This window comes from Anaerococcus obesiensis, from assembly GCF_016599815.1.
Lineage (GTDB): Bacteria > Bacillota > Clostridia > Tissierellales > Peptoniphilaceae > Anaerococcus > Anaerococcus vaginalis.
This window is the reverse complement of sequence record NZ_CP067016.1, coordinates 1,728,649-1,753,869: the sequence shown is the minus strand read 5'-3', so window position 1 is coordinate 1,753,869 and position 25,221 is coordinate 1,728,649. Positions and strand designations below refer to the sequence as shown.

Sequence of the window (25,221 nt, the reverse complement as noted above, 5' to 3'; positions counted from 1 at the left end):
TCTTTATGGTATAATTATAAAGTGATTTAAAATGGCAAAAATTTAATAAAAGGCGAAGTATATGAAAAAATTTAAATTAGTAATTTTGGGTACAGATTTAAATGCTTATGGTGTTGCAAGAAGTGCCCATGAGCTTTATGGAATAAAATCTATTTGTATGGGAATAAAAAATTTAAGAGACACAAGAGATTCTAACATATGTGAAGTACATACAAATGAAAATTTTGAAGACGATAATGTTTTTGTAGAAGAGCTGATAAAATTAAAGAAAAAATATAAAGATTATGAATTGATTCTGATTTCTTGTTCCGATGGTTATTCATCTTTGCTTGTTAATAATAAAGAAAAATTAAAAGATTATTATCTATTTAATTACGTTGATAAATATATGCAAGAGAAATTGGAAAATAAAATTGATTTTTATGAAATTTGCGAAAAATATGGTCTAGATTATCCTGATACAGTTATTACAAATGATAACACAGATGAATCAATTAAAAAAATTGAATTAGAATTGTCTTATCCTATAGCATTAAAGGCAAATGATTCAATTGAATTTTATAATACTCATTTTGAGGGTAAGAAAAAAGCTTATAAAATTTACAATAATGAAGAATTAGTGAAAATTTTAAATCAAATTTATAATGCTGGATATACTGGAAAAATGATAGCACAAGATTTTATTCCAGGAGATAGTTCAGATATGTATGTTTTAAATGCTTATGTAAATACAAGTTCACAAGTAAAAATGATGAGCCTTGGTAAATGTTTGTTAGATGAAGTCTTACCTTTAAATATTGGTAATTATAATGCTTTGGTAACAATGGGAGATGACAATATATATAAGCAATATAAGAAATTTTTGGAAGAAATTTCTTATATTGGTTATGCAAATTTTGATTTAAAATATGATAAGAGAGATGGAAAGTATAAGGTATTTGAAATAAATATAAGACAAGGCAGGTCAAGTTTTTATATGAATGCAGCCAATAATAATTTTATTAAATATCTTGTAGATGATTTAATTTTTAATAAAGATGAACCATGCTATTATGAATATGAAAATGGATTATGGTTGTATGTTGATCCATCAGTTTTGAAAAAATATGTTAATAGAAAAGATAAAGACTTGGCTTTAAAAATGTTAAAAAAAGGCTATGTTTTTACAACTTGGTATGAGAATGACAAAAATTTTAAGAGATTCCTTAATTATATGAGAAGAAGATTTTCAACTATTAAATACTATAAAAAATTTTCTAATTAAATAAATTGCATAGGATTTTAATGTAGGTATGCATAATTTTATTTTAAATTTTTAGATTAAGAGTATAAAATAATTTTTTGTAATTAGATAATTGTAAATTTATTTTTAAAGGCAAATTCAATTTTGAGTTTGCTTTTTTATTTTAGATAAAAAATAGCTAGATTTCTCTAGCTATTTTTGTGATTTTAAAGATTTTATTTTTATACTAATTTTTTTGCGGCTTCTAGGGCAGCTTTATAATCAGGCAATTCTGTGTTTTGTTCTAGGTATTCTACGTGAACTAATTTGTTTTCTTTATCTACAACGAAAACTGCTCTGTTTTGTAGTTTTAATTCTTTGATTAGTGTTGCGTATTTGTCTGCAAAATCTAAGAAATTGTAATCTGATACTGTTTTTACTTGATCTATTCCTTTTGCTGAGCAAAATCTTGCTTGGGCAAATGGAAGGTCGTTTGATATTGTTACGATTGAAACATCTGGGCTTATATCAGCTGCAGCCTTGTTGAATTTTGTTGTTTGTATTTCGCAAACTGATGTATCAAGTGATGGTACTACTGATATAATTTTTATTTTTCCTTCTTCTTCTTTATAAAAATCATATTCTGACAAGTCGTTATTTATTGCCTTAAAGTTTGGAGCGCTATCTCCTACTTTTAGTTCTTCGCCTATTACTGTGATTTCTTCTTCACCGAATTTTTTCTTTCTTTCTGTCATTTATACCTCCTAAAATGTATAATTGTTTCTATATTAATATACCCATTTTTTTTATTTTGTAGGAGAAATTTTAAATAATTAGATTATTATTGTCAAATGCTTTTAAATAAGGTATAATTAATCAGTATGAAAGTTAGAAAATAAGGAGGAAGCAATGGCAGATATAGTTTTAAATTCAGAAAAAAGAGAAGCTGTCGGAAAAAATAAAGTTAATAAACTTAGACAACAAGCTATTGTACCAGGTGTTGTATATGCTAAAGATAAAGAAAATATAAATGTACAATTTACTTCTAGAGATTTTGAAAAAGTATTGTCTCAAGCAGGTACAACTACAATTATTGACTTAGATATTGACGGAGAAAAGGTACCGGTACTTATTAAAGATTATCAAATGCACCCATTTAAATCTCAATTTTTCCATGTAGATTTCCAAGCAATCAATGCTAAGGAAGCTATCAGAGTTTCTGTTCCAGTTTACTTAAATGGAAGAGATGACATTAGGGTTGAACCTTCTGTATTGGTTCAAAATATTGATACAGTTGAAGTTGAATGTTTACCAATGTATATTCCACAATATGCAGAATTGGAAGTTACTGATATGCAAATTGGGGATTCATTCACAGTAGCTGATTTTGATATTGCAAAAGATGAAAATATCAATATTTTACTTGAAGCTGATGAAGTTGTTTGTTCACTTCAAGAACCTCAAGAAGAAGTTGTTGTTGATGAAGATAGCGAAGGCGAATCAGCAGCTGACGTACCAACTGTTAATGAAACTGAAGAAAAAGAAGACGAAGAATAAGTCTAAGAAACAAAGACCTTTACTGGTCTTTTTTTTTGCAAAAAATTATTTTTGATTTTAAATTTTTCTATTAGAATTTTTTAAAAAATTTAAAATTTTTTTACGAATTTTGTTTTTAAATTTATAAAATTTTTTTAATCAAGGAATGTTTTATAAAACTATTAAATGTTTGAAGTATTTGATATAATAATATTATGAATGGATTATTAATTGTATTTGAAGGTCCTGATGGTTCTGGAAAAACTACTGTCTTGGAAAAAGTTTATAATAAGCTTTTGGAAGATGGGTATGATATATATAAGTTTAGGGAACCTGGTGGAACTGATATTTCAGAAAAAATTAGAGAAATTATTTTGGATAATGAAAATATAGAAATGAATCCAAGGTGTGAGGCCTTGTTGTATGCAGCAAGTAGGGCTCAATTGGTAGGGGAGAAGCTTAGACCTTTGTTGGAGAAGGGTTCTATAATTCTTTGTGATAGATTTGTTCTTAGCTCTATGCTTTATCAAGGAATTGGAAGAGGTCTTGGTGTAGACGAAGTTAAAAATATTAATGATTTTGCCATTGGAGAAATTAGGGCGGATTTAACTTTGTTTTTGAATATTGATTATAAAACTGCCATTGATAGAAAAAGGAAAAATTTCATTTCTGATCGTTTGGAAAATGAAGATGATTCTTTTCACAAAAAAACTTATGATGGCTATATAGAATTATCCAAAAGATTTAAGGATGAAATTATTTCAATTGATGCTAACAAAAGTATAGATACGGTTGTAGATAATTGTTTGGCTACTATAAAAACATATTTAAAGGAGAAAAAATGAAACTTTTAATAGCTATAGTTCAAGATGCGGATGCAAATTTTTTGATGGATTCTTTGACAGACAAAAGATATAGGGTAACAAAGCTTGCAACAACTGGTGGGTTTTTGAGAGAAGGAAATACTACTCTTCTTATTGGTATTGAAGAGGAAAATCTTGATGAAGTAAAACAAATTATTGAAGATAATTGTAAAAAAAGAACAACTCAATCATCAGTAATTAATCCGACAGCAGATTCTCCACTTTTGGCAACAAGCGCACCAGTTGATGTGAATGTTGGTGGAGCTACTGTATTTATTTTGGATGTTGACCAATATATAAGAATCTGAAATGATAGAAATTTTAGAAAATCAAATAAAAAATGATAAACTTTCCAATGCCTATATCTTTGAATCAAAAAATTCTTCTTATAATCTAGATAAGGCATTGGAATTTTCTAAGAGCGTTTTTAATAATTTTGGTATAAGTACCAAGCTTGAAGAAAATCCTGATTTTGAAATAATAAAAAAAGATGACAATGAAAAAAATATAAGCATAAAAACCATTAGACTTTTGATAAAAGATATGTATCTTAGGCCTACAAATGGAAAAATTAAAATATATATAATTAAAGATAGCGAAAATTTGAGCATTGAAAGTTCAAATGCTCTTTTAAAAAGCATAGAAGAGTCAAAAGATTATATAATTTTAATTTTTACAACTAATAATGCTTATAGTCTTTTAAAAACCATAAGATCAAGATGTCAAATCATAAGTTTTAAAAGTCAAATAGAAAATGAATTTGTAGATAGGGAAAAACTATCCTATATATTAAGTGAAATAATTTCTGGAAATTTTTCTTTTTATTACAAAAATAAAGATTTCTTTTCAAAGGCAAAAGATTATAAGGAAGAATTATTTGTAGAAATTTTAAATTTTTTCAATAATTTGATAAAATTAAAATATTACAAGAATAATGCAAAAGAGAACAAGAAAGTTTTATTTTACTTTAGAAAAATAGAAAATTTACCTTTTGATTCTATTGATAGGATAATAAGAAAAGCCGAACAAATAACAAAAGGATTTAAAAATAATGCAAATTTCGACATGGCAGTTGAAAATTTCCTTATTTTTATATATAGAGAGGGGAGAAATATTGAAAGTAGTAGGGATAAGCTTTAAAAAAGCAGGAAAAATATATTATTTTAATCCACTAGATTTTGATTTACACATTGGAGATAAGGTCATAGTTGATTCTAATTCATGTCTTGAAATGGGAATAGTTAAAACGCCAATTAAAGAAATAAATAAAAGCGATTTTGACCGTGAACTAAATGAAATTATTAGAAAAGCCAGCAAAGAGGATCTAGTTGAAGAAGAAATAAATAGAAAAGATGCCCTTGAGGCTGTAGAAATATGCCAAGAAAAGGCAGACAATCTTGGACTTAATCTTCATGCCATTGAAGCAGAATTTACTTTCGATAGAAAAAAATTACTCATTTATTTTTCATCAAATAATAGAGTGGATTTTAGAAAACTTGTAAAAGAACTTGCATCAATTTATAGAAATAGAATTGAACTTAGACAAATCGGAGTAAGAGACCATGCAAAATTGGTTTCAAGTGTAGGAATTTGTGGACAAAAATGTTGTTGTGCAAGATTTTTGAGCGATTTTCAACCCTTATCAATAAAAATGGCAAAAGAACAAGATATAACCCTAGATCCAAATAAAATTTCTGGTTTGTGTGGAAGGCTAATGTGCTGTTTATCTTACGAAAATGAAAGCTACAAAATAGCAAAAAAATCTATGCCAAAAGTAGGCGAAAAAATTCAAACAGAAGATGGAATTGGCGTTGTTGTAGAAAACAACTATGTAAAAGAAAAATGCAAAATCAGAGTAAGAATAGAAGAAGATGATACAGAAATCGAAAAATCTTATTGCCCAAAGGATATAAGAAGAATAGTTGACAAATAATTGATAAAAATAAGAAAATCTTGAGATTTACTATCATTTGACATTAGTTAATTTAACTAATATAATATTAATATAACAAATTAGGAGGTAAAATTATGGCTTATAGAATAGATGAAAATACATGTATATCATGTGGATCATGCGAAGGTGAATGTCCAGTTCAAGCAATTGAACAAGGAGACGCAGCTTACGAAATCGACGAAGATGCTTGCATCGATTGTGGATCATGTGCAGCTGTATGTCCAGTAGAAGCAATCTCACCAGCAGAATAAGATATATACATAAAAAAAGTAAGACTCAGTTTTTGCTGAGTCTTTTATATTGCTTAAAATCTTTAAAAATTACAAAATTAATAATTACAAAAAAAATTGACAATTTTTACATTTTTTGCTAATATATTTTTTGATGTAAACAAGGAGGCATTATGAAAAATTCTAAAAAAATTTACCACGTAGAAGATAAGTTACCATTTAAATTATTGTTACCACTTTCAATCCAACACACATTCGCAATGTTTGGAGCTAGTGTCTTAGTCCCTATTTTATTTAAAATAAATCCAGGAATAGTACTTTTTATGAATGGTATCGGAACATTATTATTTATATTAATTACCAAAAAGAAAGCACCTGCTTATTTGGGATCATCATTTGCATTTTTAGCACCAGGAACAGCTATTATTGCAAGTCAAGGATTTCAATATGCGCAAGGTGCTTTTATTGTGGTTGGAACTCTAGGATGTTTTTTGGCATATATAATTTATAAATTTGGAATAGGATGGATAGATGTAGTATTGCCACCAGCAGCCATGGGTTCAGTCGTTGCCCTAATAGGCTTTGAGCTTGCAGGAAATACAGTAACAGGCGGTTCAATCGGAGCAAACTTGATGACAGATACTGCAAATTATAAAGATTTTATAATATTTGGAATTACACTTTTTACAGCCATAATCGGTTCAGTATCATTCAAAGGATTTTTATCAACAATTCCAATCCTAATAGCAATAGTAGTAGGATATATTTGTTCAGTTTTCTTTGGAATGGTAGATTTTACACCAGTATTAGAAGCAAAATTATTTACCCTACCAAACTTTTCAGCACCAAAATTTTCGATAGAAGCAATTTTATCAATGCTACCAGTAATATTAGTAATAACAAGCGAACACATCTCCCACCAAGTTGTAACAAGTAATATTATAGGAAGAAATTTATTAGAAGATCCAGGACTACACAGGTCAATATTTGCAGATAACTTCTCATCAGCCCTTTCAGGATTAGTTGGAGGAGTTCCAACAACAACTTATGGAGAAAATATAGGAGTTATGGCAATAACAGGAGTATATTCAGTCCAAGTAATAGGAGCAGCAGCAATTATTTCAATATTAATGGCATTTGTAGGACCATTAGCAGCATTAATCCAAACAATACCAGGAGATGTAATAGGAGGAGTAACCTTCTTGTTATACGGAATGATAGGAACAAGCGGAATAAGATTATTAGTAGACCAAAAAGTAGATTATTCAAAATCAATAAATTTAATCCTAACATCAACAATATTTATAGCAGGACTTTCAGGATTATCAATAAAATTTGGCTCAATCCAATTACAAGGCATGGTACTAGCATCAGTAGTAGCAGTCCTCTTATCAGCTTTTATGACCTTGCTTAGAAAATTAAATTTAATAAATCAATAAAAATAAAAATCAAGCTGTAAATTTATGGCTTGATTTTTTTAGTAATAAAAATTCAAAAAGAGACTAATAAAAAATGAAATAAATTTATTTTTAAAAGTCTCTTTATTAAAATTGGATAAACAAAAAAGAAATAAATTTATTTAATAATGTAAAATTATAAAATTTAAAATTTTAAAATTAAAAATGGGCAAAAAAATGGAGCCACTTCCCAGGATCGAACTGAGGACCTCATCCTTACCATGGATGCGCTCTACCGACTGAGCTAAAGTGGCACATAATGTAATATACCACAGAAAAAATATTTTTGCAAATAATTTTAAATTATTCAAAAAAAACGGTATAATATGAGTAATTGTAGTAAATTTATGAAATTTATGGTATAGTAAGCTTATAATATTTAGGAGGAAATAATGAGTAAAGCACAATTTGAAAGAAGCAAACCACATATTAATATCGGAACAATAGGTCACGTAGACCACGGTAAAACAACAACAACAGCAGCAATCACCCAAGCATTAAACAAAAAATATGGAACAGGTGAATTCGTAGACTACGATAAAATCGATAAAGCACCAGAAGAAAGAGAAAGAGGAATCACAATCAATACCTCAGTAGTAGAATACGAAACAGAAAAAAGACACTACGCACACATCGACGCCCCAGGCCACGCAGACTACGTTAAAAACATGATCACAGGAGCAGCCCAAATGGACGGAGCAATCCTAGTAGTAAGTGCAGCAGACGGTCCAATGCCACAAACAAGAGAACACATCTTGTTAGCAAGACAAGTAGGCGTACCAAAAATCGCAGTATTCCTAAACAAAGAAGACCAAGTAGACGATCCAGAACTAATCGAATTAGTAGAAATGGAAGTAAGAGATCTACTATCAGAATACGAATTCGACGGAGACAATGCCCCAGTAGTAGTAGGAAGTGCATTAAAATCCCTACAAGAAGGCGGAGAAGGCGAATGGTCAGACAAAATTCTACAATTAATGGACGAAGTAGACGAGTTCTTTGACATACCAGAAAGAGACAATGACCAACCATTCCTAATGCCAGTAGAAGACGTAATGACAATCTCAGGAAGAGGAACAGTAGCAACAGGAAGAGTAGAAAGAGGAACCCTAAAACTAGGCGGAACAGTAGAAATCGTAGGCCTAACAGACAAAACAAGAGAAGTAGTAGTAACAGGAATCGAAATGTTCCACAAATCCCTAGAAACAACAGAATCAGGAGACAACTGTGCATTACTACTAAGAGGAGTACAAAGAAACGAAATCCAAAGAGGACAAGTAATAGCAGCACCAGGCTCAGTACACCCACACACAGAATTCGAAGGTCAAGTATACGTATTAACAAAAGAAGAAGGCGGAAGACATACCCCATTCTTCTCAGGCTATAGACCACAATTCTTCTTCAGAACAACAGACGTAACAGGAGATATCCAACTAGAAGAAGGAACAGAAATGGTAATGCCAGGAGACAACGCAACATTCAAAATCAAATTACAAAAACCAATAGCTCTAGAAGAAGGATTAAGATTCGCAGTAAGAGAAGGTGGAAGAACAGTTGCATCTGGAGTTGTTTCTAAAGTAATTCAATAATATAAATTTAGGGCGGGTCTTTTAGACTTGCTCTTTTTTTATCTATTTTAGCTAGGAGTTTATATGAAAAATAAAAAAATATTTTTATTGCTTTTGCTCATATTATCTATTAATTTTTCTTCTTGTTCATCAAGTAAAAATAATAAAAAAATGAGTGATAATAGTTCATCTTCAAATATAACTTCTAATTTAAGTGAAAATAATAAGAAAGATAAGAAACCAACAGGAGAGGCTTATCTTGTTGGAGTTACACCTGATGATTATAATATGGATTATGATACATCTAGACTTAAATCTTTAAATGAAAAGAAATCTAAATATTATCCTAAAGATGGTGTTAAGGGAATTTATATTAATGCTTATTCAATAAATAATCCAAAGTCCTTTAAGAAAAATCTTGATTTGATTGATAGCACTAAGTTAAATACTGTTGTTATTGACATAAAGGATGATTGGGGAAATATTACTTGTGATTTTAAATCTGATAATAAAGATATAAAATATGCTACTGATAAAGTTATTGATGCTGAAGATTTTATAAATAAAATGCATAAAAAAGGCATATATGTTATTGGTAGGATTACCACTTTTAAGGATTCTGTTATTACCGAAAAACATCCTAATTGGGGATTTAGTTTGGGTGATGGTTCTTTGTGGACAAATGGACTTGATGAAGCTTTTATGAATCCTTATTTGGATGAGGTAAGAAATTATAATTTGAAAATTGCTGAGCTTGCAGCAAATGTAGGTTTTGATGAAATTCAATTTGATTATGTTAGATTTGCAGAAGGTTTTGAAACTTTTAATGATAAATTGGATTATTCAAAAGGAAAATGGGAAAAAATTCAAAAAAAAGATGAGGATAAGAGGGTTGATGCCATTACTAGCTTTGTAAAAGAAGCAAGGGAGATGCTCCAAGCTTATGATACTCCTTGTGGAATTGATGTTTTTGGTTATTCAATGCAAGTTGGAAAAGCTGGTGGTATTGGACAAGATTTTAAAGAAATATCTAATCAAGCTGATGTTATGAGTTCTATGATATACCCTTCTCATTGGGGACTTTATTCTTTTGATATAGAAAAACCTGATCTTGAACCTTATGAATTAGTTAAAAGATATTTAAAAGAAGAACAAGAAGAATTATCTAAGATTGAACACAAACCAAAATCAAGACCGTGGATTCAAGATTTTACTGCATCTTGGATTGGTAAAGGAAATTATATGGTTTATGATGCTAAAGCTGTTGAGGCTCAAATAAAAGCAATTTACGATAGTGGTCAAGATGAATTTTTAATTTGGAATTCAGCGTCTAAATATACTGAAGGTGTAAGTTACTAAAAAGTAGGATTTTATGGGAAAAAAAATAAAAGATATAATAGACAAGGGCATAAAAATAATTGAAGTTTTAATTTGTTTGACTATTTTGCTTACTTTATTATTGTCTGTACCAAATTTAATTAGATATTCGATTGATATTGTACAAACTTTACAATTAAGGCAAAATTATGAGCTATTAAATGAATTTTTGAAGTATGCCCTTCTTTTGGTAGTAGGTATTGAGCTAATAGAGATGATAATTACTAGATCTCATGAAGCTATTTTAACTTTGATTTTGTTTGTAATTGCAAGAAAAATGCTTTTGTATTCTGTTGATTTAATTGATATTTTAATTGGATCTATATCAATTGGTCTTATTTTTGCTATTATTAAATTTGTTGTAAAAGATGATAAATTGATGGCGAAAATCGACAATACTTATTCTGCAGCAATGACTGTAAGGCAAATTAAAAAAGAATACAAATTAGATTTACCTCAAGATATGTCAAATACTTTGGGCGGTTTAGTTTATGAAATTGCAAAAATCGAAGGAATTGACGAGGTAAAAGAAAACACAAGATTAATTTATGGCTCTTATAAATTTAAAATTATAAGCATGAAAGATGGAGTAATTGAAAGAATTAGAATTGAAGAATTGAAATAAAAAATCATTAGCCTGAATGTGGCTAATGATTTTTTAAATTCTGTGATTTTTTCTAAATTGTGATGGAGTTATACCAACTTTTTTTCTAAAAACTTGGTTAAAATAAGATTGTGAATTGAAACCAACTATTGATGAAATTTCTTCCATTGAATGGTTCGTGCTTGTTAGTAAATTTTTAGTTACTTCTATTCTTTTTAAAATTAAATAATCAATAGGTGTAACCCTGTATGATTGCTTAAATTCTGCAATCAAATGGAACTTATTCATAAAGGCCATTTTTGATAGGCTTTCTAGTTTTATATCTTCAGAATAATTATTGTCGATGAAATTTTTAATATAATCAATTTGTTTATTTATTTTTATATCATTTGTTATTTCAAAATCATTTTTATATTTTCTAAGTAAGGAGATAACAAATTCGCTAGCCTTGGCGTTTGCCATTGATTGGGCAAACATATCTCCAGAATTAAATTCATCGTGAATTGTATTAAAAGAATCTATAAAATAATCCTTATTTTCTTCTATATTTTTAAATATGTATTTGTCTTCTTCTAAGCTTTCATCATTTTTGATATTTTTTACAAAAATACTATCAACACCAAAAGAAATAAAAGTTAAATTTTCATTTTCATTTGAATAAATGCTATGACCAACATTTGAATTAATTATAAAAAAGTCGTCTTTGCTGGTATCGATAATCTTATCTTCAATTGAAAATTTTCCCTTCCCATCTAAAATATAATAAAACTCAGTAAAGGGATGAAAATGAATCCTAGAGTTTATTTTATCAGAAGAAGAAAATTGTTTTGCATAGAGTACTTTTAGGTAAATACTTTGCACTGTTACACTTTCGTTTTCATTTTTATCTAAAATTTCCATAAATCTTGTCCTTTTTAATTTATTTATATATACATTATACAGAAAAAAGCCTTTTACTACAAGATAAATTTTGCTATAAGCTAAGAATTTAACTTTGTGATATAATATATTAAATAAATCATTATTAAAAATATAATTAATAATGTGTGCAATAATATATAGAAAGGAAGAATAATGGATACTAGAAAATATTTGGAAGGTAAGGGATACGATGGTTACAAATTTTTTGGAAATCATAAAAAGGCGAATAACTCATATATATTTAGAATCCTTGCCCCAAATGCAAAAAATGTTTATATAATAGGAGATTTTAACTCCTGGACAGAAGAAAAACTTAGAAAATATTCTACGGGTGTTTTTTCAAAAACTATTAAAAATGTTAAAGAATTTGATAAATATTTGTACGTAATAGAAAATGAAAATGGGAAAAAATTTTATAAATTAGATCCATACGCAAAATTAATTGATAAGGAAAATGAAAATTCAATCGTCTATGATAAATCTTACAAATTTTCTTACAAGTACAAAAATAAAAATAATCTAAATATATACCAAATGAGTGCAAAAAATTTTGATAGGAAAATTTTTGAAGATGAAAAATATATGGATAAATTTATCCGATATTTAAAAGAAAATAATTTTTTCCATGTTGATTTTATGCCTATTTTTGCAAATAGATTTAAAGAAGATTTTTCTTACGGCTCAAGTTTTTATTTTTCTATAAATGAAAACTGTATTGAAATTGAAAAAATAAAATTATTTATAGATTTGTGCCATAAAAATAAGCTTGGAATTATTTTTGAAATTGATATAAGCAGTTTTGCTCCCTTTGGAAAATATTTAAATAAATTTGATGGCTCAAATATGTACAATTATGATTACGATGATATTTTGTATAATTATAGTGGATTAATAAACATAGATCCAACAAAAAATCTAGCAAAATCTTTTATTTTATCATTTGTAACTTATTTGATTAAAGAATTTAATATTGACGCAATTGCAATTGCAAATTTAGAAAATCTTATATTTTGGCAAGGGGATAAGTCAAGAGGATACAATGAAAATTGGCTAGGTTTTATAAGAAATATTAATGAATATATAAATGATTTAAATAAAATATCTATTGGTTTTTATAATTCAATTTGGAAAAACGACATAAAGGAAGATTTGGGATTTGATTTGATTTATGATAGAACTTTTGCAAAAATTATAAAAATCAACCAAAAAAATCCTTTTGAAAGAGCTAATTATTCTTATATAGTCAAAAATATTATAGAAAATGATTATAAGAATTATCTACTTGGATTTAATTATTTTGATAGCCTTAGTGAAGGGGCATCTCTTGCAATGAAAATGAATTCAAATGATAAAAAGTATGATCAATTAAAAACTTTGTTTTTATTAGTTTATACTTTGAATTCCAATAAAATGATTTTTTCATCAGATGAATTTGGCTCCTTAGAAACTTTTAATTTTGATAAGAAAATAAATATTTTCAAACAAAATGAAAGTGAAAAAGATTTTAATGAATTTTATAAAAAATTGAGCGATTTTTATATAAGAAACAAAAATTTATACGAAAATGAATCAAAGACAAAAATTCTTGAAATAGAAGGATACTCTTTGTATGCATTTAAAAGAATATATAAAAACGAAGAATATCTGATAATAGTTAATTTGACAGATTTGGAATATAAAATAGATTTGCCAGAAAAAATAGAAAAAATTTTAACAAGTTATAATGAAAATTATCACAGTAAAAATAAATTATATATACCAGCTTTTGGCTCAGGAATTTTTAAAATAAAATAAAAAAGGGAGAATATTTCTCCCTTTCTTATAATTTCTTAATTAATTTGTACTCATTTTCTAAATTATGAGCTATATTTGTAAATCTTTCCAAAATAGTTTTTCTTGTAATTATTCCAACAAAATATCCATTTCTATGAGTTATACATATAAAATTATTATTTATTATAAGTCTTAAAACATCTTCAAGATCAGAATCATCAAATAATATTGGAACAATTTGGTCCATAACTTCGCTAACTTTTGTTTGTGTTAGTATATCTTCATTAAAAAATGTTACATCTTCTGATGAAATTACAATTTTTGAAATAGAAATAAGCCCTCTAACTCTGTCATTTTCATCAAGAACAGGAATTGTTTGATAAGATCTATTTGATAAAACAATAATCGCATGTAAAAGTGTATCATTTTCTCTAACAACTGCAACTTCGCTAGCTGGAGTTATAATGTTTGCCGTAGGTTGATTAAATAATTTTTTTAGATTTTCTCCAATCATTTTTACTCCTTCTTTAAAAAATAGCCTTTTGTCAAAACAAAAGGCATTATAGAGTATATTATGTAAGCACACCCAAGCTCGTAAATTAAAATCTATACGTTACTCAAACAGCCAGCTCATGATAGGTGACCTTACGGCACATAAGAAGATCCACTTAATGCTGCTACGTTCCCGTCCTGACATGGTTCATAGTTTCCTATTGCGTAAGACCCATCAATCAACACCGCTTATTTAAGGCAGACTATATATTTTAAAATCCTAACTTGGGAATTCAATCCTGCTATAGCGGATTGCAGGTTACAAGGCACCGCTAACTCCCCATCTAGTGCATGGCGGAGAGCAAGGGATTTGAACCCTTGATACACTATCAATGTATACACGATTTCCAATCGTGCTCCTTAAGCCACTCGGACAGCTCTCCATGCTTACAGATTAAAACTATACTTTAAAAATGAAAAATTTCAAATAAATTTAAAAATTAAAAAAATATTTTCACTATGGTATAATCTTTAGGGAAAGGAATTATTATGGCAAAAGCTTTATATAGAGAATATAGACCCCAAAAATTTTCTGATGTTTTGGGACAAGATAGGGTTGTAAATGTTTTAAAAAATCAAGTTAAGTCTGGGCAAATATCTCACGCATATTTATTTGCAGGAGAGAGAGGATGCGGAAAGACAACTTGTGCAAAAATTTTTGCTAAGGCAATTAATTGCCTTAATCCAATCGATTCATCTCCTTGTGGAGAATGTGAAAATTGTAAATCAATAGAAGAAGAATCAACAATGGACGTTGTTGAAATGGATGCAGCAAGCAATAGAAGAATTGACGATATTAGAAATTTAAAAGAAACAGTTGTTTATCCACCAAATAATTTAAAATATAAGGTTTATATTATTGACGAAGCTCACATGATTACAAGAGAGGCTTTTAATGCCTTATTAAAAATTGTGGAAGAGCCACCAAGTCATTTGGTTTTTATATTAGCAACAACAGAAATTGAAAAAATTCCAAAGACTATTTTGTCTAGAGTTCAAAAATTTGAATTTAATAAGATTGGTAGAGAAGATATAATCAAACAAATTGATATAATTTTATCCGATAGAAATATTACAATCGAACAAGAGGCAAAAGAGCTTATTGTAAAAAAAGCAAAGGGCGCTATGAGAGATGCTCTTTCGATTTTAGATCAAGTTTTGTCTATTGACAAAAATAATTTCACTTTGAATGATGTAGAAAATATCTTAGGACTTGTTGATTTTGAATCTTTGGATAAATTAATAGCTAATATAATTTCATATAATCAAAAAGATTCCTTGGACTTGCTTTTTGATTTAAGAAATAATAACAAAGATGACAAAGATATTTTAGATGGGCTTGTAGGATATTTTAGAGATATTATGGTCTATAAGACAAGTCAAAATCAAAAATATATTGAAAATTTAGATTATTTGGATTTGATAAAGGAAAAAATAGAAAAAATTTCATCTGATAGGCTAGTATCTTACTTGGAAATTTTAAATGATTATTCAAATAGGATGAAAATATCTGATAATTCAGCCTTGCTTATGGAAATGGCGATTTTAAGGCTAATTAATTTAAAAGATGATGAAAATATTTTATCAAGATTAAAAAAATTAGAAGAAAATAATTCTTCAAATTCAATAGACATTATAAACAAATTAGTGGATAAAAAATTTGAAAATATTAATCTGGATAATTTTATAAAAAATTCTAAACCTAGCCTAGATTATGAAAAAAAAGAAGAAAATAATATTGAAAAGCTTGATGAAAATGAAAAAATATTTGAAGAAAAAAATAAGGAAATAGAAAATAAAGAAATTGATAATAAAATAGAAGAAAATTTTAAAAATAAGCATAGTGATAATGAAGACATAGAAAGTGAAAAAACATTTGAAAATGTAAGTTTAGAAAAAGAAGAAGAAAATATATTTTTAAATGAATTTACCTCATCTTGTTCGCCAATTTTAAAAGTTTGGATAAGAGACGAAGGATTTAATTATGACATAAATGGTGACATTTTTACAATTTATTTTACTAATAATTTATATTATCAATTTTTAGAAGGCGCAAAAGCAAAAATTAAAGAAATTTTAAAAAATGTAAGTGGAAGAGATTTTACCATAAAGGTATCAAGTATTGACAAAAAAAAATCTAACAAGAATAATAGTATAAGAGAATCAAAAAAAGATTCGAATGATGATGTGATGAAAAAACTAGAAAAAGTTTTTGGAAATAATTTAATAATTGAAGAATAAAGGAGTAAAAAATGGCAAGAGGCGGATTCCCAGGCGGCGGAAATATGAATAGTATGATGAAAAAAGTACAAAAAATGCAACAAGAAATGGCAAGAACCCAACAAGAAATTGAAGAAAAAGAATTTTCTTCAACAGCTGGTGGTGGAGTAATAGAAGCTGTTGTTAATGGAAAAAAAGAAGTTGTCAAAATTAAAATTGATGAAGATGTTGTAGATCCTGAAGATACAGAAATGTTAGAAGATCTTGTTGTTGCAGCAATAAATGATGCTTTGAAAAAAGCAGATGAATATAGTCAAAAAGAAATGGGAAAATTAACAGGAAATATTAATATTCCTGGACTAATGTAATGAGTTTATATCCTGAAAGTTTAAATAAATTAATAGAACAATTTCAAAAGTTACCAACTATCGGCAAAAAAAGCGCAGAAAGACTTGCTATGAGTATTGTTGGAAGAGATTTAGAAAGCGTAGAAGAATTTTCAAAATCTTTACTAGAAGTAAAATCCAAAATTCATCCTTGTAAAATTTGTGGAAATTTAACTGAAGATGAAATTTGTGGAATTTGCAAAGATATTTCGAGAGAAGAAAATACAATTTGTGTAATAGAAGATGTTAGAAATCTTTATGCAATTGAAAAATCCTCAGTATATCATGGAAAATATCATATTTTGGGCGGTCTTATTTCTCCTTCTGATAATGTAAAAGCTGAAGATTTATCAATCGATAAATTATTGGATAGGATTGATAAGGAAAACATTAATGAAGTGATCTTGGCAATTTCATCTACAATTGAAGGTGAAACTACATCTTTATTTTTGGCACATTTATTAGAAGGAAAAAATGTAAAGGTATCAAAAATAGCATCAGGAATTCCTGTTGGATCAAATTTAGAATATTTTGACCAATTGACATTGGAAAGAGCTTTGGAAGATAGAAGAGAGATTTAATTATATTAGAAATTTCTAGATAATTTGTGATATAATATAAAAAGAAATAGAGATAAGTTTTTAAATGAAATTTATCTAATAATTCTTTGAAAAACTTATAAAATTTAGTGGAAAAATTTAAAGCTGAATATAAAACTTAACAAAACCATCCTTATTAGGGTGGTTTTTAAATCTTAAAGGAGAAAGAAATGGCAAAATATGATGTGAAATCTAATAATGCAGAAGAATTTATTAATCACGAAGAAATCCTTGAATCACTAGATTATGGAAGAGAACATAAAAATGACAGGAAATTAATTAAAGAAATATTAGAAAAGGCGAAAAAAGCTCACGGACTTAGTCACAGAGATGCCTTTGTTTTGCTTTCTTGTCAAGAAGAAGATTTGAATGAAGAAATTTTTTCATTAGCTAAAAAATTAAAGGAAAAATTCTATGGAAATAGAATAGTTTTATTTGCACCCTTATATTTATCAAATTATTGTGTAAATGGATGTTTATATTGTCCTTATCATGCAAAAAATAAAACTATTCCTAGAAGAAAATTAAGTCAAGATGAAATTAGAAAAGAAGTTATTGCTCTTCAAGATTTAGGACATAAAAGACTTGCTCTTGAAACTGGTGAAGATCCAGTAAATAATCCTATTGATTATGTGTTAGAATCAATTAAGACAATTTATTCTATAAAACACAAAAATGGTTCTATTAGAAGAGTTAATGTTAATATAGCAGCTACAACAGAAGAAAATTATAAAAAATTATTAGATGCAGAAATTGGCACATATATTTTATTCCAAGAAACTTATAATAAGAAAAACTATGAATTGCTGCATCCAACAGGCCCTAAACATGACTATAATTATCATACAGAATCTATGGATAGGGCTATGAGTGCTGGAATTAATGATGTTGGTTGTGGAGTTTTGTTTGGTCTTCAATCTTATGAGTATGAATTTGTTGGTCTTTTAATGCATGCAGAACATTTGGAGGCTAGATTTAATTGTGGGCCACATACAATTTCTGTTCCAAGGGTTCAACCAGCAGATGATATAGACCCTAATGAATTTGACAATTCTTTGAGCGATGAAATGTTTGAAAAAATCGTAGCTTGTCTTAGACTTGCTGTTCCTTATACAGGAATGATAATATCTACAAGAGAATCTAAAAAGTTAGAGAAAAAGTATTGGATCTTGGAATAAGCCAAATTTCTGGAGGATCAAAAACTACGGTAGGTGGTTATTCAGAAGATATTGGAGATGTAGAAGGTTCAAATCAATTTGAACTTGCAGATAATAGAACCTTGGATGAAGTTGTTGATTGGCTATTAAATATGGATTATCTACCATCATTTTGTACAGCTTGCTACAGAGAAGGTAGGGTTGGAAAAGATTTTATGAAAATTGTAAAAGATCATGGAATAGGAAATATGTGCCAACCAAACGCCATTCTTACCTTGGATGAATATTTGACAGACTATGCAAGCGAAAAAACTAGAAAAGATGGTAGGGCTTTAATAAATAGGGAAATTGAAAAAATTCAAAATCCAAATCTTCGTGCCAATACAAAAAAATGGCTAGATGAAATTAGAGATGGAAAAGAGATATACACGTATGATAGCATATAATTCGGAAAGATTTAGTATTATTCTTTTGGGCAAAACAAATTCTGGCAAATCTTCATTTTTAAATTATATAAGTGACCAAGATGTTTCTATTGTTTCAAGTCAAAAAGGAACTACTACAGATCCTATAAAAAAATCAATGGAAATTCATGATTTTGGTCCGGTATTATTTTTTGATACAGCAGGATTTGATGATGATACGAATTTGTACGAAAAAAGAATAGAAAAAACAAAAAAAACAATAGAAAAAGCTAATCTTATTTTGTATTTTTTGTCTATGGAAGATGAGCTTGATGATATTTTTAAATTAAAAAAGGAATATACAAATATAATTTTTATTGCAAGCAAACAAGATTTGGATATTGGAGAAAAAATATTTGAAAAATTTGAAAGCATAAATCCCTTAAAAATTAATTTAAAAAATAAAAATGATAGGGACAAATTTTTTGATAAGATTAGGTCGGATTTTAAATTTGAGGATAAGACTATTACAAAAAATCTTGTTAAAGAAAATGATTTGGTTTTGCTTGTGATTCCTCAAGATGCTGAAGCTCCAAAATTTAGGCTTATCAAGCCGCAAGTTATGACTATAAGAGAAATTATAGATAAAAATGCAACGGCAGTTTCTACAAATTTAAAAAATCTAGAAAATACCTTAAATTCTTTTAATAAAAAACCTGATCTTGTAATAACGGATTCTCAATATTTTAAAGAAGTTTATAATATTTTGGATAAGGAAATAAAATTAACTTCTTTTTCTGTTTTGTTTTCTGCTTTTAAGGCAGATATAGATTATTATATAGAATCTGTAAAAAAATTAGATGAGGGAGCAAGAAAAATTTTAATTGCTGAAGCTTGTTCTCATCCTCCAATTAGTGAAGATATAGGAAGGGTTAAAATTCCAAAATTATTGAAAAAAAATTATGATGATATAGAAATTGAATTTGCAAGGGGCGATGATTTTGAAAATATTGAAAAGTATGATTTGATAATTCAATGCGGAGCTTGTATGTTTAATGAAAAATATGTAAAAGAAAGAATTAAACTTGCAAAAGAGAAAAATATTCCAATGACAAATTATGGAATAGTAATTGCTTATTTAAATGGAATTTTAGAAAAAATTTATATATAAATATGATGATAGCCTTGGCTCAAAGATTTATTACTTTGAACCAAGGCTATTTTTTATTATTTCTTGACTATTTTTATAAAAAATTGATGGTTCAACTTTTTAGTTATTTCTGTTTTTTAGTGATAAAAGATGTAGGCTATTTTTTGCTCTAGTAATTGCAACATAAAAAATTCTTCTTTCTTCTTCCAATCTTTCAAAATAATTTTCTTCATCTAATATTATAGGAAATTCATTTTTAATTAAATCTATTACAAAGACTGTGTCATATTCAAGTCCTTTGGAAGAGTGGATAGTTGAAAGTTTTAAATTATTTTCGCTTAAAGACTTAGATTTTTTTTCTATAATTTTAATTTTTTCATATACTTGGTCAAGATTTTCGCATGATTTTGTAAAATATTTTAGGCTTTCTATATAAATATCTTTATTTACAGTTTCTTCCTTGTATTTTCTACTTAACATGTCAATATAATCTTTATAAGAAAGGCTTTGGTATATAAAAGAAATTTTTTTATCAATGTCTAATTTTCTAAGGTGATTTAGCTTTTTTTCTATGTTAAATAAGGCGTCTTTTTTGAAATCTTCTATATCAGAATTTTCAAAAAAATCGAAAATATTCTCATTTACTGGCTTATATATAAGTTTTTCTATGTCATCTTTTGATAGGTAGGATGAAATCTTATAGTAAATTTCAGAAAATCTTTCTACATCATTAAAATCATTTGAAAAATTTATTATATTAATCATATCTAGGAAAATTTTTGATTCAAAAAAATCCATTATTTTAGAATTTATTGAAAAATCAATATTATTTTCTAATAGGTAAGAAATTAGAGAAATTGCTGAAATATTATTTCTAAATAAAATTCCAGTATTTTCGTTTTTATCTATATTTTCAAGTATATAAGCATATTCTTTTGAAGAATTTTTGAAAGATTTTATTTTTATTTGGCTTGGATTTTTTCTATTTACTTTAAAATCTTTTTTGTACCTATTTTTATTTTGTTTTATAAAAGTGCTAGCCAATTTTATAATTTCTTTACCAGACCTGTAGTTTGTATCAAGAGTAATTATTTTTGCATCTTTGTAAATTTTTGTAAAATTTAACAGGTAAGTAGGATTTGATGCCCTAAATGAATAAATTGATTGGTCATCATCAGCTACTACTAGAATATTATTTTCTGGATATACAATTTTTTCTAAAATTTTAAATTGTAAGAGGGAAGTGTCTTGACCTTCATCAAGTTGAAAATATTTATATTTATTTTTTATTGATCTTAATAAAGACTCATCATTTAATAATTCTAAGGCATAAACTTGCATATCATCAAAATCTAGAAGGTGTTTTTGTTTTTTTATTTTTTCATATTCCAGATAAATTCCTTTTATATTAGAAATTTCAACTTTTTTCAGATAAGAAATATCAAGGAGAGAATTTTTCATAAATGATACTTTTTGGAAAAATAAATTTAAATCTTCTTTGGACATTTTTTTATTATTAATGCTTTTATAAATTTCTCCAACAAGATTATACTTATTGTAAATTTTCTCATCTTCTATTAGATTTACTTGTCTATTATATTTTTTTAAATAATTTCTAATTATAAGATAGCAAAAAGCGTGAATAGTCATAAAATTTGAATCCTTGCTATCAAATCTTTTTTTCATATCATTAGCTTGGATTCTAGAAAAAGTTAAATTCAAAATTTTTGAAGAATCAATATGTTCTGACAAAAATTTTATTCTTTCTAAAAGCATGGTAGTTTTTCCAGAACCTGGAATTGCCAAAACTAAAAGAGGACCATCCAAATGTTTTGCAGCTTGTAATTGTTTGCTTGTAAATTTCATATTTATATTTTATCATATAAGTATAAGAATTTAATTATAGAGGATTTAATAAATTTATTTATTAACTGACGATTTAAGGTATAATATTTAAAACGGGAGGAATTATGTTAACTACAAATTTTTTAAAAACAAGAACTTCTACTAGAGATTTTAAAGATGAAAAAGTAGATGATGAAAAAATTAAAAAGATTTACCAAATTACAAGAGAATTAGAAAATAAATTTGGTGAAAAGGATCTTCATTACCAAGTAAATAATAAGGGAGAAGAAGTTTATTTTAAATTAAAAGGAAACGCTGGCTACAAGGGAGTTATGATAAAAGCACCTTTGTATGTTGCCCTTGATATTACAAATGATAGCAAATCTGCTCTTGTTAAAGGATCTTATGGTCTTGAAGAATTAATTACAAAATTAGATGAACAAGGACTAGCTTCTTGTTACATTACAGTAAGCGGAGTAAGCGATGATATTTTAAAATCAGCTTTTGTAAATGCTGAAGGAAAAATTATGTCAATTCTTGCAATTGGCGAAGCTACAAAACAAGAAGTTAGAGAACACAGATACGATGATAGAAAAGGAATAAATGAATTTGTATTTATTGATGATTTAGATCATAAGGCAAGCGTAGAAGAACTTTCCCAAAGAGGACTTGATGATTTATTCTCATACCTAAGATTTGCTCCATCATCATACAATTCACAACCATGGAGATTTGTTTTAAAAGATAATTTTGTAAATTTATATTTAGAAGATTACAAAGACGAAGCAAATTTAGTTGATGCAGGAATTGTAATGTATTATTTTGATCAATTAACAAAAGAAATATCAATAAATTCAATTTGGGAAGTTGAACCAAAATTAGACGGCTCAAAATTCCAATTTATTGCTCAAAAAGAATTATAAAATTTTAAGGAATTTTAATGATAAGACTTTATACAGAAAATGATATAGAAAAAATGTATGGGGCTTCAGAAATTCTTTGCCAAACACACCTTGCCATAAAAGAAGTAATAAGAGCTGGAATAACAACAAAATTTCTTGACGATTTTGCAAATAAATTTATAAAACACAAAAATGCAAGACCTGCCCAATTAGGCTATCAAGGATTTCCATATACACTTTGCATATCTGTAAATGATGAAATTTGTCACGGATTTCCTTCAGATTATGTACTAAAAGAAGGCGATGTAGTTTCAATTGATAATGTAATTGATTACAAGGGAGGACTTGCAGATTCTTGTTGGACTTATAAAATTGGAAAATTGAGCGAAGAAAATGAAAAGTTAGTTGATGTGAATTTAAAAGCTCTTTACAAAGGAATTGAAGCTGCAAAACCAGGAAACAGAATTGGAGATATAGGTTATGCAATTCAACAATACGTTGAGGGCGAAAATGGATTTTCAGTTATAAGGGACTTTATAGGTCATGGAATTGGAAAAGAAATGCACGAAGATCCACAAGTTCCACATTATGGAAAAAAAGGATTTGGTCCTAGAATAGAAGAAAATATGGTATTTACAATTGAGCCAATGATAGCAGTTGGCGATTGGAAATCAAAAATGGACTCAAATGGATGGACAGCAAGAACAAAAGATGGTTCCGTTTGTTCACAATTTGAACACCAACTTGTCATAAGAAAAGAAGGAGCAGAAATAATAACTGACCAAAATAATTTTTCTTTGACAGAAGATGACAAAAAATTTATAGAATCATATAAATAGGAGAGAAATCTCCTATTTTTTTCGTTAAAAATAGCTTTTTAAAAAATGGATAATTTTACTTATTTCATTGGAAATATATGTCAAATCTTATAAAAATTCATAATAAAATGTTTTCAAATTTATAAATAAATATATTTCTCAAAGAAAAATATTAAAATTTAAAGAAAATAATTAAAAATTTGTAAAAAACTTTAAAAAAGACTTAATAAGTAATCAAAAAAATGGTAAAATATAAAAGTACAGCTTTAAGGAGGAGTTATGGATATTTTAGTAATAGGATTTGCATTATTTGCAATGTTTTTTGGAGCGGGGAATTTAATTTTTCCACCAATGTTGGGATATACTTATGGAGATAAGTGGTTATTGGCATCTATTGCCTTTACAATTGTAGGAGTCGGATTAACTTTGCTTGCTGTAGTTAGTATGGCAAAAAGGCAAGGAAATATTTTTACTTTTACTTCACTTGCAGGAGATAGGCTTTCAAAAGCAATAGTTTTAATTATTGCTCTTTGTATTGGACCTTTAGGAGCAATTCCAAGAACTGCAGCTACAAGTTTTGAGATGGTACAATCAGCAGGCTTTAATGTAAATATTTGGGTCTTTACTTTAATATTTTTTGGATTATCATTGTTTTTGTCTTTGGCAAAAAATTCTGTTGTAGATTTAATTGGAAAATTTTTGACGCCACTTTTATTAATTTCTTTATTTATAATGATAATTGTTGGAATGTTAAATCCAATTGGACAAATAAAAGAAATTAATATAGATTTAAGTAAAATATTTTCTGATTCAATGCTTGAAGGATATAATACAATGGATGCTTTGGCAGCTCTCGCATTTACACCAATAATTGTAGAAAGCGTAATAAAAAAAGGCTATAAAAATCAATTATTAAAAAAGACGATAGAGGCATCACTAATTGCAGTTTTTGGACTTGCTTTTGTGTATATCTCATTAACTTTTTTGGGAGCAAGTGCCTCAACAAGTATTGATACAGATTCAAGAGTTATTTTATTAAATTATATTTCAGAAAAAATTCTTGGAGATAAGGGCAAATTTGTTTTATTAGTCGCAATTATTATGGCATGTTTTACAACATCTGTAGGCTTGATTTCATCAATCTCTAATATTTTCGCAGAATTTTCTAAAAATAAATTCAATTATAGTTTTCTTGCAATAGCAATAGCTTTAGTGTCTTTATTATTATCTGTTCTTGGAGTGGAATCAATAGTAAAGATTACAGGACCATTTTTACAATTTGTCTATCCTTTAGCAATTGTTTTAGTAGTATTTAATTTGATCGGGAAAAATTCTCTCGATAAATTAGTAATTAGAAATTCTTTTATTGTTGTAACAATTGTTTCATTTATGGATGCTCTAATTAGTTTGATAGATATTTTAAAAGAAATGTTTAATGTAAATCTTTCATTTTTAGTAAGTTTAGAATCTGTGTTGAAAAAAATTATACAAGTTATCTCCTTAAATATTGTAGATTTTCCATGGATAATTCCTCTAATTCTTATAATTATCCTAACTAGCCTATATTTAAAATTAAATAAAAATAAATAAATTTTTGCATCCAAATTTGTTTTTGGATGTTTTTTATTAGAAATTTTTTGCAATTATTTTTTTATCCTGTATATTTTTATTGTAAGTAAAAAT

23 protein-coding genes, 2 tRNA genes, 1 other RNA gene and 1 pseudogene are annotated in these 25,221 nt (G+C 27.4%); 20 read left to right on the top strand and 7 right to left on the bottom strand.

Going from position 1 to position 25,221, the window contains the following annotated elements:
• The first annotated feature begins 61 nt into the window (after positions 1–61).
• Entirely contained in the window at positions 62–1,264 is a 1,203-nt protein-coding gene (locus tag I6H46_RS08855) for a carboxylate--amine ligase (RefSeq protein ID WP_019117557.1), read from the top strand.
• Between the two features lie 200 nt (positions 1,265–1,464).
• Here I6H46_RS08855 and tpx read toward each other — a convergent pair whose 3' ends face one another.
• Positions 1,465–1,977, bottom strand: a complete 513-nt coding sequence (gene tpx / locus I6H46_RS08850) for a thiol peroxidase (protein WP_004838955.1) — start codon at positions 1,975–1,977, stop codon at positions 1,465–1,467.
• A 154-nt stretch (positions 1,978–2,131) separates the two neighbouring features.
• Here tpx and I6H46_RS08845 point away from each other — a divergent pair, with 154 nt between their 5' ends.
• From I6H46_RS08845 to uraA, 7 genes are all read left to right on the top strand, one after another.
• Entirely contained in the window at positions 2,132–2,779 is a 648-nt protein-coding gene (locus I6H46_RS08845) for a 50S ribosomal protein L25 (RefSeq protein ID WP_019117558.1), read from the top strand.
• A gap of 194 nt (positions 2,780–2,973) precedes the next feature.
• Positions 2,974–3,603: a dTMP kinase gene (gene tmk / locus I6H46_RS08840; RefSeq protein ID WP_004838953.1), complete on the top strand. Its 630-nt coding sequence runs from the start codon at positions 2,974–2,976 to the stop codon at positions 3,601–3,603.
• The gene (locus tag I6H46_RS08835; protein ID WP_004838952.1) at positions 3,600–3,929 is read left to right on the top strand and encodes a cyclic-di-AMP receptor; all 330 of its coding nucleotides are present in this window, start codon (positions 3,600–3,602) and stop codon (positions 3,927–3,929) included. The genes tmk and I6H46_RS08835 overlap by 4 nt, the downstream gene beginning before the upstream one ends.
• 1 nt (position 3,930) lies before the next feature.
• Complete coding sequence (locus I6H46_RS08830; RefSeq protein ID WP_019117559.1) at positions 3,931–4,761, top strand: DNA polymerase III subunit delta'; 831 nt, start codon at positions 3,931–3,933, stop codon at positions 4,759–4,761.
• Positions 4,736–5,554, top strand: coding sequence for a PSP1 domain-containing protein (locus I6H46_RS08825; RefSeq protein WP_019117560.1), 819 nt, complete (start codon positions 4,736–4,738; stop codon positions 5,552–5,554). The genes I6H46_RS08830 and I6H46_RS08825 overlap by 26 nt, the downstream gene beginning before the upstream one ends.
• Positions 5,555–5,649: 95 nt before the next feature.
• Complete coding sequence (locus I6H46_RS08820; protein ID WP_004813856.1) at positions 5,650–5,826, top strand: indolepyruvate ferredoxin oxidoreductase subunit alpha; 177 nt, start codon at positions 5,650–5,652, stop codon at positions 5,824–5,826.
• 152 nt (positions 5,827–5,978) lie between these two features.
• Complete coding sequence (gene uraA / locus I6H46_RS08815; RefSeq protein WP_019117561.1) at positions 5,979–7,244, top strand: uracil permease; 1,266 nt, start codon at positions 5,979–5,981, stop codon at positions 7,242–7,244.
• Positions 7,245–7,440: 196 nt separating this feature from the next.
• Here uraA and I6H46_RS08810 read toward each other — a convergent pair.
• Positions 7,441–7,516, bottom strand: a tRNA-Thr gene (locus tag I6H46_RS08810).
• 138 nt (positions 7,517–7,654) lie between these two features.
• Between I6H46_RS08810 and tuf the strand changes: the two genes are divergently transcribed.
• The 3 genes from tuf to I6H46_RS08795 all read left to right on the top strand — a co-directional run bounded on the left by tuf (position 7,655) and on the right by I6H46_RS08795 (position 10,832).
• A complete protein-coding gene (gene tuf, locus I6H46_RS08805) occupies positions 7,655–8,851 on the top strand; it encodes an elongation factor Tu (RefSeq protein WP_200225826.1) in 1,197 nt (398 codons plus the stop codon).
• Positions 8,852–8,914: 63 nt separating this feature from the next.
• Entirely contained in the window at positions 8,915–10,189 is a 1,275-nt protein-coding gene (locus I6H46_RS08800) for a putative glycoside hydrolase (RefSeq protein ID WP_019117568.1), read from the top strand.
• Between the two features lie 13 nt (positions 10,190–10,202).
• Positions 10,203–10,832, top strand: coding sequence for a transporter associated domain-containing protein (locus I6H46_RS08795; RefSeq protein ID WP_019117569.1), 630 nt, complete (start codon positions 10,203–10,205; stop codon positions 10,830–10,832).
• Positions 10,833–10,865: 33 nt separating this feature from the next.
• On the opposite strand, the gene I6H46_RS08790 is transcribed toward I6H46_RS08795, so the two are convergent.
• Complete coding sequence (locus tag I6H46_RS08790; RefSeq protein WP_019117570.1) at positions 10,866–11,711, bottom strand: helix-turn-helix domain-containing protein; 846 nt, start codon at positions 11,709–11,711, stop codon at positions 10,866–10,868.
• A 174-nt stretch (positions 11,712–11,885) separates the two neighbouring features.
• On the opposite strand from I6H46_RS08790, the gene I6H46_RS08785 reads away from it, so the two are divergent.
• Positions 11,886–13,526, top strand: coding sequence for a GlgB N-terminal domain-containing protein (locus I6H46_RS08785; protein ID WP_019117571.1), 1,641 nt, complete (start codon positions 11,886–11,888; stop codon positions 13,524–13,526).
• Positions 13,527–13,551: 25 nt separating this feature from the next.
• Here I6H46_RS08785 and cbpB read toward each other — a convergent pair whose 3' ends face one another.
• From cbpB to I6H46_RS08770, 3 genes are all read right to left on the bottom strand, one after another.
• Positions 13,552–14,019, bottom strand: coding sequence for a cyclic-di-AMP-binding protein CbpB (gene cbpB, locus I6H46_RS08780; RefSeq protein WP_019117572.1), 468 nt, complete (start codon positions 14,017–14,019; stop codon positions 13,552–13,554).
• Positions 14,020–14,083: 64 nt separating this feature from the next.
• Positions 14,084–14,350: signal recognition particle sRNA large type (gene ffs / locus I6H46_RS08775), an RNA gene on the bottom strand.
• A tRNA-Ser gene (locus I6H46_RS08770) sits at positions 14,350–14,440 on the bottom strand. Before I6H46_RS08770 ends, ffs begins: the two co-directional genes overlap by 1 nt.
• Before the next feature lie 106 nt (positions 14,441–14,546).
• Here I6H46_RS08770 and dnaX point away from each other — a divergent pair.
• The 5 genes and pseudogenes from dnaX to hydF all read left to right on the top strand — a co-directional run bounded on the left by dnaX (position 14,547) and on the right by hydF (position 19,994).
• Positions 14,547–16,298, top strand: a complete 1,752-nt coding sequence (gene dnaX / locus I6H46_RS08765) for a DNA polymerase III subunit gamma/tau (RefSeq protein WP_019117573.1) — start codon at positions 14,547–14,549, stop codon at positions 16,296–16,298.
• A gap of 11 nt (positions 16,299–16,309) precedes the next feature.
• Positions 16,310–16,645, top strand: a complete 336-nt coding sequence (locus I6H46_RS08760) for a YbaB/EbfC family nucleoid-associated protein (RefSeq protein WP_019117574.1) — start codon at positions 16,310–16,312, stop codon at positions 16,643–16,645.
• Complete coding sequence (gene recR / locus I6H46_RS08755; protein ID WP_200225825.1) at positions 16,645–17,244, top strand: recombination mediator RecR; 600 nt, start codon at positions 16,645–16,647, stop codon at positions 17,242–17,244. The genes I6H46_RS08760 and recR overlap by 1 nt, the downstream gene beginning before the upstream one ends.
• 188 nt (positions 17,245–17,432) lie before the next feature.
• Positions 17,433–18,865, top strand: a pseudogene (gene hydG, locus I6H46_RS08750) ([FeFe] hydrogenase H-cluster radical SAM maturase HydG).
• Positions 18,852–19,994: a [FeFe] hydrogenase H-cluster maturation GTPase HydF gene (hydF, locus tag I6H46_RS08745; protein WP_200225823.1), complete on the top strand. Its 1,143-nt coding sequence runs from the start codon at positions 18,852–18,854 to the stop codon at positions 19,992–19,994. Before hydG ends, hydF begins: the two are co-directional and overlap by 14 nt.
• Positions 19,995–20,093: 99 nt before the next feature.
• Here hydF and I6H46_RS08740 read toward each other — a convergent pair whose 3' ends face one another.
• The gene (locus I6H46_RS08740; protein WP_200225821.1) at positions 20,094–21,839 is read right to left on the bottom strand and encodes an ATP-dependent helicase; all 1,746 of its coding nucleotides are present in this window, start codon (positions 21,837–21,839) and stop codon (positions 20,094–20,096) included.
• Positions 21,840–21,943: 104 nt separating this feature from the next.
• Here I6H46_RS08740 and I6H46_RS08735 point away from each other — a divergent pair, with 104 nt between their 5' ends.
• The 3 genes from I6H46_RS08735 (at position 21,944) to brnQ (ending at position 25,128) form a co-directional block, all read left to right on the top strand.
• Positions 21,944–22,741, top strand: a complete 798-nt coding sequence (locus I6H46_RS08735; RefSeq protein WP_019117577.1) for a nitroreductase family protein — start codon at positions 21,944–21,946, stop codon at positions 22,739–22,741.
• 17 nt (positions 22,742–22,758) lie between these two features.
• Positions 22,759–23,559: a type I methionyl aminopeptidase gene (gene map, locus I6H46_RS08730; protein ID WP_019117578.1), complete on the top strand. Its 801-nt coding sequence runs from the start codon at positions 22,759–22,761 to the stop codon at positions 23,557–23,559.
• Between the two features lie 258 nt (positions 23,560–23,817).
• Positions 23,818–25,128, top strand: coding sequence for a branched-chain amino acid transport system II carrier protein (gene brnQ, locus I6H46_RS08725; RefSeq protein WP_019117579.1), 1,311 nt, complete (start codon positions 23,818–23,820; stop codon positions 25,126–25,128).
• Positions 25,129–25,221: the final 93 nt, after the last annotated feature.

Excerpts from the sequence above, each read along its gene's own strand:
- map (WP_019117578.1), top strand. The coding sequence starts at position 22,759 with ATGATAAGACTTTATACAGAAAATGATATAGAAAAAATGTATGGGGCT.
- tpx (WP_004838955.1), bottom strand. The coding sequence starts at position 1,977 with ATGACAGAAAGAAAGAAAAAATTCGGTGAAGAAGAAATCACAGTAATA.
- recR (WP_200225825.1), top strand. The coding sequence starts at position 16,645 with ATGAGTTTATATCCTGAAAGTTTAAATAAATTAATAGAACAATTTCAA.
- hydF (WP_200225823.1), top strand. The coding sequence starts at position 18,852 with ATGATAGCATATAATTCGGAAAGATTTAGTATTATTCTTTTGGGCAAA.
- I6H46_RS08830 (WP_019117559.1), top strand. The coding sequence starts at position 3,931 with ATGATAGAAATTTTAGAAAATCAAATAAAAAATGATAAACTTTCCAAT.
- I6H46_RS08795 (WP_019117569.1), top strand. The coding sequence starts at position 10,203 with ATGGGAAAAAAAATAAAAGATATAATAGACAAGGGCATAAAAATAATT.
- I6H46_RS08845 (WP_019117558.1), top strand. The coding sequence starts at position 2,132 with ATGGCAGATATAGTTTTAAATTCAGAAAAAAGAGAAGCTGTCGGAAAA.
- dnaX (WP_019117573.1), top strand. The coding sequence starts at position 14,547 with ATGGCAAAAGCTTTATATAGAGAATATAGACCCCAAAAATTTTCTGAT.
- I6H46_RS08835 (WP_004838952.1), top strand. The coding sequence starts at position 3,600 with ATGAAACTTTTAATAGCTATAGTTCAAGATGCGGATGCAAATTTTTTG.
- I6H46_RS08800 (WP_019117568.1), top strand. The coding sequence starts at position 8,915 with ATGAAAAATAAAAAAATATTTTTATTGCTTTTGCTCATATTATCTATT.
- uraA (WP_019117561.1), top strand. The coding sequence starts at position 5,979 with ATGAAAAATTCTAAAAAAATTTACCACGTAGAAGATAAGTTACCATTT.
- brnQ (WP_019117579.1), top strand. The coding sequence starts at position 23,818 with ATGGATATTTTAGTAATAGGATTTGCATTATTTGCAATGTTTTTTGGA.
- I6H46_RS08735 (WP_019117577.1), top strand. The coding sequence starts at position 21,944 with ATGTTAACTACAAATTTTTTAAAAACAAGAACTTCTACTAGAGATTTT.
- I6H46_RS08785 (WP_019117571.1), top strand. The coding sequence starts at position 11,886 with ATGGATACTAGAAAATATTTGGAAGGTAAGGGATACGATGGTTACAAA.
- I6H46_RS08740 (WP_200225821.1), bottom strand. The coding sequence starts at position 21,839 with ATGAAATTTACAAGCAAACAATTACAAGCTGCAAAACATTTGGATGGT.
- tmk (WP_004838953.1), top strand. The coding sequence starts at position 2,974 with ATGAATGGATTATTAATTGTATTTGAAGGTCCTGATGGTTCTGGAAAA.
- cbpB (WP_019117572.1), bottom strand. The coding sequence starts at position 14,019 with ATGATTGGAGAAAATCTAAAAAAATTATTTAATCAACCTACGGCAAAC.
- I6H46_RS08790 (WP_019117570.1), bottom strand. The coding sequence starts at position 11,711 with ATGGAAATTTTAGATAAAAATGAAAACGAAAGTGTAACAGTGCAAAGT.
- tuf (WP_200225826.1), top strand. The coding sequence starts at position 7,655 with ATGAGTAAAGCACAATTTGAAAGAAGCAAACCACATATTAATATCGGA.
- I6H46_RS08820 (WP_004813856.1), top strand. The coding sequence starts at position 5,650 with ATGGCTTATAGAATAGATGAAAATACATGTATATCATGTGGATCATGC.
- I6H46_RS08855 (WP_019117557.1), top strand. The coding sequence starts at position 62 with ATGAAAAAATTTAAATTAGTAATTTTGGGTACAGATTTAAATGCTTAT.
- I6H46_RS08760 (WP_019117574.1), top strand. The coding sequence starts at position 16,310 with ATGGCAAGAGGCGGATTCCCAGGCGGCGGAAATATGAATAGTATGATG.